Raw genomic sequence first — 11168 nt, forward strand, 5'->3', positions numbered from 1 at the left:
GCGGGACAATAATATTAAATTAGGTGCCCTTCGAAAAATTAAAACCTTGTATTTATGGCTATTGGGTTAATCCACCGATATGTTATTCTGAAACGTCAGTCCACTTTTAACAGGAGCTCCCTTTATCAAGAGAGCTCCTGTTCTTATTTCTTCTTCTTTTCTGTCGGTTGGCTTTGTTTAGCAAAATTAGATGAATCATCAAAATTTGGTTGCTTTTCACCAGCATTATTACTTTTACCTTTTACCCATATGTAATGCACCTCCCTTCCCCCTTACTATTCCCAATAAAAAAATTCTCTTGCATCCAAGAGAATTTTAAATTAGGTTCTTATTGATAATACCTAAGTACTTCCAACTCTGCCATTCCATAAAAGATGGATCCAATGTTAAATTATTTAATGCTAAAACAAATATTACATTTTCATATTTAACTGGATAATCAATTAATAATCCTAATGTATTTCCTGAATCTGCGACAATTATGATTCCCTTTTCTAACACGTCATCTATAACTTCTTTTAATTATTCTTACCTAGCATATAATATTTTCCTACACATTGAGATTGCATGTTGTATAAGGAAGCCCTTCTTCTTTCCATGCAAGAAATCCTCCCTTTAAATTCACTACTTCCTTTATACCAGCTCTTTGTAAAATACTAGCTGCTATAGCGGAACGTAATCCGGTTCGACATTGCAAAACTATTGGAAAATCTTTCGGTATATAATCTAGTTGTTCAAATAGATTACCTAAAGTGATATGTATTGCATCATGAAGGTGTCCTTCCTCCCACTCTTTTTTACTACGCACATCGATAACCTTAACGCTTCCACCTTTTATATGCGGATATAATTCAATCGATGTTTTTTCTTTGTAACTTTCAAATCTATCAAGTCTTTGTATTACTTTTAAGGGTGCAAAAGCAATAATATTATCTAACCCAATAGATTCAAATTCTCTAATAACTGCCTCTACTTTAACCTTTTCCTCATCTAGAATTATTAAAGTTTCTTTTTTATAATCTAATAACCATCCACACCAAGTTGTGAAAGAATTGTTATAAGGTATGTTAATTGACTTCTCGATATGACCTGCAGCAAAACTCTCTACATCCCTTATATCAACTATTTGATAAACGCTCTTCAAAATTTCTTGAAGTTCTTCTACTGTATTAATAGCAGTACTTTTTCTCTTCTTACGAATTGGCGGACCATACTTATTTAAATTCTTCATTAATGAAAAATACTTTGGAGGCTCTGGCTGTCCCGTCAATAAAGGCGATATAAAATCACTTTCTTCATTACACCGAAATGCCCAATTGAACATCTTTTCATAACCTAATGTAGAAGTTGGAATTGCTCCTAATGCTTTTCCACATGCGCTTCCCGCACCATGTGATGGCCATATTTGCAAATAATCAGGAAGTATTTTTATTTTTTGTATAGAATCAAATAATTGTTTCGCTCCTATTTTTGCAGTATCTTTAATACCGACTGCAGTTTCTAATAAATCCGGTCTTCCTATATCTCCTACAAATATAAAATCACCTGTGAATATTCCTATCGGTTTATCATTCGTATAATTATTTTGACTTGTATCAGTTACTAAAAAAGAAATACTTTCAGGCGTATGCCCTGGGGTGTGAATTACATTAAATTTTATATGACCTACTTTAAACTCTGTACCCTCTCTAACCAATTTGTATCGACCTTCGTTAAGATATTGATATTTCCAATCACAATCTCCTTCATCAGATACATATAAATTTACATGGTAAAGATTAGAAAGTTCTCTAGACCCAGAAAGAAAATCAGCATGAATATGAGTCTCAGCCGCAGCAATTACTTCCATCCCCTCTTTCTTAGCAAATTCTATATATTGTTCTATATAGCGACTAGGATCAATAACGATTGCTACGCCTTCTTTCTGACAACCGACTAAATAGGAAGCATGTGCTAATTTTTCATCATAAAAATATTTTAAAAGCATAGCTATTCCCTCCAATTAGTTATTTCAAATTAATTTTCAATTTTTGTAACCACTTTTTATCTTCTCCTATAGAATCCCTTTCAACATTAAATTCCAATACATATATGGCAACATATATCTTTTAAGTAAAAACATACTATACCGTTCTTTCGCTTGATTAAATGGAAACGTTTCTTGAGGCTCATGTTCATAGTTAAATTCAGCAAGTATAAGACTTTTATATCCTGTAACAATCGGACATGATGTATATCCATCATATTTAGCCTGTAAATCTCTTCCGCTAAGTACGTCCATAATATTTTGTTTTAAGACGGGTATTTGTTTTCGAATTGCTGCTCCAGTTTTAGAGGTAGGTAAATTGGTACAATCTCCAAGTCCAAAAATATTTTTATATTGCACATGCTGCAAAGTATAAGGGCTTATATCTACCCACCCCTGATGATCACTTATCTCACTCTCTTTAATAAAATTAGGTGGCCCCATTGGCGGAACAACATGTATCATACTATATGGTACGGTTTCTCTTTTTAGTGTTTGCGTATCTTCAAAAATTGCCTCTCTCTTTTCGGCGATAATTTCCACTAGATTTTTATTATAATTCGTTATAATTTGCTTTCTTTCTAGTACTTGTTCTAAAGTATTTGCATATCGTGGAACCTGAAATATGTTATTGTTTGCAGAATAAAATATTACTTTACTTCTGTTTCTTACACCACTATTACAAAAATACTCCTCTGCTAAGTACATAATTTTTTGTGGAGCACCACCGCATTTAATAGGAGTATTAGGGTGGGTAAAAAGCGCATTTCCTCCTTTAAATTTTTCGATTTCTCTCCAAGTAGAATCAACATATGTATAAGAATAATTGCTACATACCCCATTAGTGCCAATAGACTCTTTTAAGCCTTTAATACTGTCCCAATTTATTTGGATACCAGCTGCTACAATAAGAATTTCATACTCAAGTAGCAGTCCGTCATCTAAAAGTATCTTATTTTCAGATGGAAATAACTCAACAACACTTTTAGGGATCCACGTTGCCCCTTTTGGAATAAGCAATTCCTGATTACGCATCGTACTTTCCTTTGAAACAATTCCTCCCCCCACTAAACTCCATAGTGGCTGAAAGTAATGTTTTTTTGATGGATCAATAATTGCTATACTTTCTTTCAATAGGGGTACATTTCGTAATAAATGTGCAGTAGAAGATAGTCCTGCTGTCCCAGCACCAATTACAATAATTTTATAACTATCTCTGGTCTTCATTATCCTCTTCCTATCTAAAATTGATTTTTAAATTAACTAATTAGTAGCCATTTTTTCATCGTAGTAACATGATTATAAGTTAAAAACATCATAGTTTTATCTGATTTAAATGAAAATTTCGTTAATTTCACCATCAACATTACTATATGCGTAAATCCCCTATGTTACTTCCATATTTTAGTTTTAATATTAAAACTAAATATTATTATATAAAATAAAAATAATGCATTAAAATACTTTTCATGAATCCGGATAAGTAATGTTTAAAAAACAACATCTAACATCTTAGATGTTAAAATAAACAAATTCACATACTTCACAAATATGAAAAGTATTAAATATCGCTTAAGTTTCGTTACCTTTTTCTGTATATATTGATAAAAAATTGTGAAATTTTATCGCATTATGCAAGACATTTAATATCAAATATATTACTTTTACTATGAACTAAATGGTTTATAGGGCTTTTCTAAATAAACAAGGTGCTAAATTAATTCTTAAGAAGCCATTATCATTGCATTTATCTAAAATTTAAAAAAAATACACGCAGATGGATATCATCTTAAATACATATATAATTACCTTTAATTTTTTGACACGATTTCACATAATTCTTAAACTGATTTTTTTGCGTGCATTATGAAAAAAAATGCACCGTGTCAGTCTTTAAAAGATTATATATCATAACTTTAAGAGAGGCAGGAAAACTATGAAGATGAAAAGAAAAATCTACTGGTTAAATGCTAGCCAATAGATTTTTCTTTTTTATCTAAGGATTCTTTTAAAAGAACAACAATTTTACTACAGTAATCAAGAACAGGTTTCTAAATTAAGTTACTGGAGAATATATAACTCTGGCGCAATATCCCTACCAGCTTTCATTCCAATAATAACTCCATGATATAACGTCAAAGATGAAATCCCTCAACTTAGGTATTTGACTTTTTAAATTTATACAAATGTCTTAGCTCTATGTACTGTGATATATAGGTCCACATCAATATGTTATTGCATCATATACTGAACAGATAATTTAAATTACTTTTATAAAGGATGATGAGGATGAACCTAGAAGATATACAAAAATCCTATGGCGTAATTGTAAGTTTAGGAGGATTGTGTCAAGTCACCAACCAAATCAAAAGACACAATTTAAGAACATTTTCTGGACCTTTAGATTGGTTTTATTATCCATCACTTTCAGATGTAAACAAATTACTTCAAAATCGATTTAAAAAATTCATGAAGTTGGAAAATATGGTTATAGAAGGTTCAGAAAGTTACGGTCTTATTGAATCAGAATTTGATAATCAAATTAAATGGGCAGAACGAATTACCTACTGTATAAAGGACACTTATTATAATTGTTTTTCAATGCATGATTTTCCTATTAATTCCGAAAAGGATTTGAAATCAACCTATCCTTCTTTTAAAGCTAAATTAGACACTAGAATTAATCGATTCCTTGAAAAAATAAATAGTAGTGAATCCATTTTATTCATTAGAATTTGGGGAAATCGAGATGAAGCGGTTGAATTACAAAACGTATTATCTAAAATTACAAATAAGGATTTTAATATTCTTATTGTTAATTTCAAGGAGGGTATATCTAATATTGTTGAACAAAATTGGGGAATATCGAGGGTTTGTTCAATTGAACTCCCACGTTATCAGGATAGATGGGAAGGTGATGATTCCGATTGGGATGTTATTTTAAACAAAATAACATTAACTTAATAATTTTCTTCTTACTTTTAACATGATTTGGCCCGTAAAATCAAATAGGTGTAGAAAAATAAAATTCCTGTCTAATTGATACACACTTAATTAACAAAACGTTCATATAATAATTCGTAAGTCCTTCTTTATTGAATAAATAGTTCTTTACAAAATTAGTTCCATCACTAGAGCACCTTTATGCGGTGCTCTTTTTTGAATTTATAAAATGTAAAAATAGTTGTTCCATTTTCCTTTAAATGGCTAATTCCCTTTGTTATTCTTCTATTGATTTCTGTATAATCATTTATGCGATCAGCATATTCTGCTTATGTAGTGCATTCACGACTACTTACTTCCATACTTTATCTTATATTTTGTCTTCTTGGATATTTCATTATAAGCTTCTTCAATTCCCTTGATTTCCTTCCCCTTCTTTTATCTTAAGAACAAGCAATTTCTTTCATTAATATTAAATAAACTAAAGCATAGATTTTAAAAGAACCTAATTTACATATAATTAATGATAAACTACAGTGTGTATTCTCCACGTTTAATCAGCATCTGAATTATAAATCTAACATATTTTTTTTAGTTGATTGTCATTATGGTACAACCGTGTATACATTTACCAAACAAACTACATAGTTTAAATTAGTAAAATATATAGAGAGGAAGGAAATAAATCTATGAAAGTCATAATTTTGTGTGGCGGAAAAGGGCTTCGGATGCAAGGAATTTTAGAGGACATTCCCAAACCATTAGTTCGAGTTCAAGGAAAGCCTCTCCTCTTGCATATAATGAATTGGTATAGAAAATATGGACATTCTGATTTCATTTTACCCTTAGGATATAAAGGTGAGAAAATTAAGGAATATTTTATGGACTTTAGCTGGAAAGAGAATGACTTTAGTTTGAATTTTAAAACCAGTCAATATACGCTACTTCAGAAATTAGAAAATTGGAATATACACTTTATAGATACAGGAATTGATACAATGACCGGGGCAAGACTAAAAAAACTTGAATCCTTTGTACAGGGTGAAACCTTTTTATTAACTTATGGTGACGGATTAGCCAATATAGATATTGATCAACTAATAGCATTCCATAAAGAAAAAGGAAAAATTGCTACATTAACTGGAATTAAAAAAAATAGTCAATACGGCCTATTGGCGGTCGAAGATGGAATTGCTATTGATTTTAAAGAAAAACCATTACTTGATGAAGTAATTAATGGCGGTTTTTTTGTATTTAACAAAGAAATATTCAATTATTTAAGTAATAATGATGATTGTGTTCTAGAAGAAGATCCTCTTCGAAATTTAATAAAAGACAATGAGCTCGCCGTCTATGAACACAATGACTTTTGGGCTAGTGTCGATACACCTAAAGATTTAAAAACTGTAAATGAAAGTTGGAATCCAAATAAATTTTAGTGGAGAGGACTGAATAAGCATTGAACTCTAATGATAAAAAAATAAGTTTACCTCGATTGTACATCCCCTCTAATGAGAAAATAGTTAACCCACTTTCAACAGGAATTAAAGCTTCAAATCTCTCCAAAAAAAATACTCAAAAAAGAATTAATCCCCAATTCTATAATCAACAACATAATCTAAATAATCATTTCTGCGTCATTGTAGGTAGTGAGTATGTCTTGAAAATTATTGCTTTACAGCAATCATTAATGCAGTACTCAGAAAAATTCACATTGTGGATTTGTTGTATAGATCCTTTTGCATATTCACTATTAAAAGAAATGAGTTTAATTAATGTAAACCTTTTACAAGTTGAAGAATTAGAAGATCGTGAACTAAAAGCAATTAAGAGAAAAAGAAAAGTAAATGAATATTGTTGGACTTTAAAATCTGTCTTGATAGAATATTTATTGGTCAATTATGATTTACCATCTATTCTATATTGTGATGGTGATTTATGCTTTTTCTCTGACCCTAATATTATTTTTGAGGAATGGGGTGACCATTCTATCTTCCTAACCCCCCAAAGAGATCGTGATTGGGTAGAAAAAATGTACGGAAAATATCAGGCTGGTCTAATTGGATTTAAGAATGATCTCTATGGACTAAAAAGTGTAAGATGGTGGAAAAATAAATGTATAGATTGGTGCAGTGCCGAGGCTGAAGAGGGGAAATTTGGAGACCAAAAGTATTTAGATTATATCCCTATATATTTTCCAAAAGTAAAAATTTCAAATAACTTAGGTATAAATGCTGCGCCTTGGAACTGTATATATAATAACGATTATAAAATTGACAAGACTAAAAATGATATATTTATTGAAAACGACAAACTAGTTGTTTACCATTTTGCATGTATTACTATCTTTACTGAAAATGATTTTGATCTTTGGTCTTTGGGAGAAATTTCAATACCCAATAATATATTAAACCATATTTACACTCCGTATTTAGAGAGAATTCAATTTGTTTTAAAGCAATTAAAGGATAAATTCAATAAAGATACTAAACAATTTTTAAGTAAAAAAGATATAAATAAAGCTCAAACTTTATATAAAGATTCACAATTAAGAAGAAAAATGAATCAATCCAATCATTTTATGAACTTTTCCATGATTATAAGTAAAGAACGATTAATTCAAGGATTGACCTCTTATTATTCCTTAGAAAATTTCAACGCTAAATTTACTGTATGGATCTGTTGTATGGATGATCTAACTTATCAAATATTAGAGAAATTAAAATTAAAGCACGCCATACTAATTCCGGTAAAAGAAATTGAAAATCATGAACTCCTCAGTATAAAAAATGATAGAAGTTTACAAGAGTATTGTTGGACATTAAAAGCGCCCCTATGTCTACATGTCCTTAGTCTTTATCCGGAAGTTGATCACATTATATATTGTGATGCTGATATGTATTTCTTTACAGCACCTAATATCATTCTTGATGAGTGGTGGAAATACTCTGTATTCCTTTGCCCTCAAAGAAGCTCTACTGAAATTGAAAGCATACACGGTATATACCAAGCTGGTTTAGTAGGCTTCAAAAACGATCAAAATAGTAAAGAAATTTTAACATGGTGGAAAGATAAATGCCTAGAATATTGTAATAATCATTATGATGTTGAAATGGATAGATGGGGTGATCAAAAATATTTAAATCACATTCCTAACATCTTTTCTAATATAAAAATCATGACTCATAGAGGTATTGATGCAGCACCTTGGAATGTCATTTTAAATAGCAGTTCTATATCCAAAACAGATAATAAAGTTTTTATTGATCAAGATGAATTAATAGCTTTTCATTTTGGAAGTATGCAAATTATTAATCCAAATGAGTTCGATTTATGGAAACACGAAACTTTAGAATTACCTCCAGCAGTTTTAGATTATATATACATTCCTTATATTGAACAATTGAATAAGACATGTCATACCCTTCATAATACTTTTCAAAAACCTTCCTCCTCTTTATTTGCTGATCAAATTGATACAACAACAATAAAAAATTATTTTAAATACCCCTCCCCTCATCACAATTAAGACTGATACTTTCCTTATTTAAAAATAAATCTATTTATTTCAGCAACTAAAAATACATCTTAATAAAGGATAGATTATCACTATGATTGCTTCATTTAAAAATAAAACTTTCCTTATTACTGGTGGATACGGTTTTATTGGTTCTCACTTGGCACGAAGACTTTTAAATTTACAAGCAAAAATTGTTCTTTTCATAAGAACACCATCAAACTCTTGGAGACTAAAGGATATTCTAAAATATATTGAAACCTATGAAATAGATATACGAGATAAAAAACAAGTACAAGATGCAATAAAGAAAATTAATCCCGATTATATCTTTCACCTGGCAGCCTATGGTGTAAATTCTGCCCATACAGATTACATCCATGCTATAGAAACAAATGTTATAGGGACTTGTAACATTATTCAAGCAGCAAAATTGGTGAATTGTAAAAAAATCATCAATTTTGGGAGTAGTTCTGAATACGGTAACAAGATGGAACCTATTCATGAAAATATGTTACTAACTCCTGTGGATATCTATGGAAGTACCAAAGCTGCTGCTACTATACTCGCCCATCAAATTGCTAGCGAAAACAATATTAATCTTATAACATTAAGACCTTTTGGCATATTCGGAGAAGGCGAAGAACCGCATAAAATTTTTAGCTATATAATCTTGCGAGTATTACAAAACAAAGATGTAAATTTAACTTTATGTAATCAATTAAGAGATTATTGTTATATAGAAAATGTAATAGATGCCTGTATCCTAGCAGTAGAAAATACTACTGTACAAAATGAAATTTTTAATATTGGGAGCGGCACTATTCACCCCTTGAAACATTATGTAGAATTATTATTCAAACATTTGAAAACCAATTCCAGACCAAATTACGGTGCAATTTCCTCTAGAACAAATGAAAGATGGGTTCCTGAAGCGGATGTGCAAAAAATAAAAAACTCTCTTTCCTGGGAACCTAGAATTAATATTGAAGAAGGAATTATAAAAACTGTTAATTGGTATAAAAATAATAAACATTTATACCTAACCCCCTAAAAATAGGGTACTAAAGGAGGTGGACTAATTGTTAAACCAAAACTTTAATAATGCTTTTTACGGAAAAACAATTTTAATTACTGGACATACTGGTTTTAAAGGTTCTTGGTTATCCCTATGGTTGAATGAATTAGGTGCTACTGTAATCGGATATTCATTAGATCCTAAAAATAAGAATGATAACTTTAACATTACTAACCTTCAAAATAATATAATTGATATTCGTGGAGACATTAGAGATTTTAATAAATTAAATAAGGTTTTTACAGATTATAAACCTGAAATTGTATTCCATTTAGCTGCCCAACCTCTAGTTAAGTATTCATATGAATATCCTAGAGAAACATACGAGGTAAACGTTGTAGGAACTATGAATGTACTAGAGGCAATTCGATTACATGAATCAGCTAAAATAGGAATTATGGTGACAAGTGACAAGTGCTATGAAAATAAAGAATGGCCTTGGGGTTATCGTGAAATTGACCCTATGGGCGGCCATGACATATATAGCTCAAGCAAAGGATGCTGCGAACTTTTAATTTCTTCCTATCGAAATTCTTACTTTTCAGTAGAAAACTTTTCTCAACACAAGAAAATAATTGCAAGCGTTCGAGCTGGTAATGTAATTGGTGGTGGTGATTGGTCAATAGATAGAATTATTCCTGATTGTATACGAGCATTAGAATCAAACAAAAACATTATTATTAGAAACCCTACTGCTATTAGACCCTGGCAACATGTACTAGAACCCTTAAGCGGGTATTTACTCCTTACAGAAAAAATTATAAATAATGGTATCCTTTATTCAGGAGCATGGAACTTCGGGCCATCCCTAAGCAATATTGTTTCAGTAGAAAAATTAGTGACCAGTTTACTAGATATTTGGGGCTGCGGGGATTGGACAGCAGAAAATATAGATCCAATAAATTTTCATGAAGCAAATTTACTAAACCTTGACATTAGCAAAGCAAAATTCAATCTTAATTGGCAGCCAAAATGGTCCCTACAACAGACTTTAGAAAATACAATAGAATGGTATAAACATTATAATTCTTACACCAGTTCTGAGATGAGAAATCTATGTATTAGCCAAATCAAACAATATTGCATGCTTTGAACTACTCCCACTTCCCCATACTTGCTGTGAGTTCCTTATGGAGGGAGTCTTCTTGGTTAAAATAATAAAAGATACATTAATTTTTATAGTCTAAATTATAAACCTACTATACCTAAAATTATGTGATTGTCCATTAACAAAGATTTTATTTCTTCGGTTATTTCAAATCAACTATTGACATTATACTTAAGCATAAAGGAATCACATATTTTTCTAGTGATTCCCTTGTTCTGAGAAAATAATGTCTTGCTTTAACGACAATACAGTATATGCGATTATTAATTTATTTGTTCTAGTTATGAAAAAATCTATTCCTGTCAAAAGAGCTTTCTTCAAAGAAAAACTTCCTATTTTCTTCTACTTATCCTACCCGAAAAGTAACTAAGATGAAAATTTTGATAATTATATCTACTATTATAGAATTATCCCCTTCTTGTAGCTATTCCACTAAAGTTCATGCTTATATATTGATTCTCTGATTTATTATCACCAATGTTGATGAATTCATGCA

At 30.5% G+C, this 11168-nt stretch carries 7 protein-coding genes; 5 read left to right on the top strand and 2 right to left on the bottom strand.

Annotation, left to right across the window (positions count from 1 at the left end):
- Positions 1–550: 550 nt before the first annotated feature.
- Together BC_RS17500 and BC_RS17505 are read right to left on the bottom strand one after the other, a co-directional pair.
- Positions 551–1987: an MBL fold metallo-hydrolase gene (locus BC_RS17500; RefSeq protein ID WP_000925324.1), complete on the bottom strand. Its 1437-nt coding sequence runs from the start codon at positions 1985–1987 to the stop codon at positions 551–553.
- Between the two features lie 66 nt (positions 1988–2053).
- Complete coding sequence (locus BC_RS17505) at positions 2054–3253, bottom strand: FAD/NAD(P)-binding oxidoreductase (RefSeq protein ID WP_000857310.1); 1200 nt, start codon at positions 3251–3253, stop codon at positions 2054–2056.
- Between the two features lie 1062 nt (positions 3254–4315).
- On the opposite strand from BC_RS17505, the gene BC_RS17510 reads away from it, so the two are divergent.
- The 5 genes from BC_RS17510 (at position 4316) to rfbG (ending at position 10657) form a co-directional block, all read left to right on the top strand.
- The gene (locus BC_RS17510; protein WP_001047147.1) at positions 4316–4990 is read left to right on the top strand and encodes a papain-like cysteine peptidase; all 675 of its coding nucleotides are present in this window, start codon (positions 4316–4318) and stop codon (positions 4988–4990) included.
- Between the two features lie 668 nt (positions 4991–5658).
- Positions 5659–6408 (top strand): sugar phosphate nucleotidyltransferase, encoded by a 750-nt coding sequence (locus BC_RS17515; protein WP_000864434.1) that lies wholly within the window; start codon positions 5659–5661, stop codon positions 6406–6408.
- Between the two features lie 20 nt (positions 6409–6428).
- Complete coding sequence (locus BC_RS17520; protein ID WP_001087533.1) at positions 6429–8498, top strand: glycosyl transferase; 2070 nt, start codon at positions 6429–6431, stop codon at positions 8496–8498.
- Positions 8499–8580: 82 nt separating this feature from the next.
- Positions 8581–9540: an NAD-dependent epimerase/dehydratase family protein gene (locus BC_RS17525; RefSeq protein WP_000561952.1), complete on the top strand. Its 960-nt coding sequence runs from the start codon at positions 8581–8583 to the stop codon at positions 9538–9540.
- Positions 9541–9568: 28 nt separating this feature from the next.
- Positions 9569–10657 carry a CDP-glucose 4,6-dehydratase gene (rfbG, locus tag BC_RS17530; RefSeq protein WP_000934346.1) on the top strand — a complete coding sequence of 363 codons (1089 nt, stop codon included), beginning with the start codon at positions 9569–9571 and terminating at the stop codon, positions 10655–10657.
- Positions 10658–11168: the final 511 nt, after the last annotated feature.

Source organism: Bacillus cereus ATCC 14579, assembly GCF_000007825.1.
GTDB classification, from domain to species: domain Bacteria; phylum Bacillota; class Bacilli; order Bacillales; family Bacillaceae_G; genus Bacillus_A; species Bacillus_A cereus.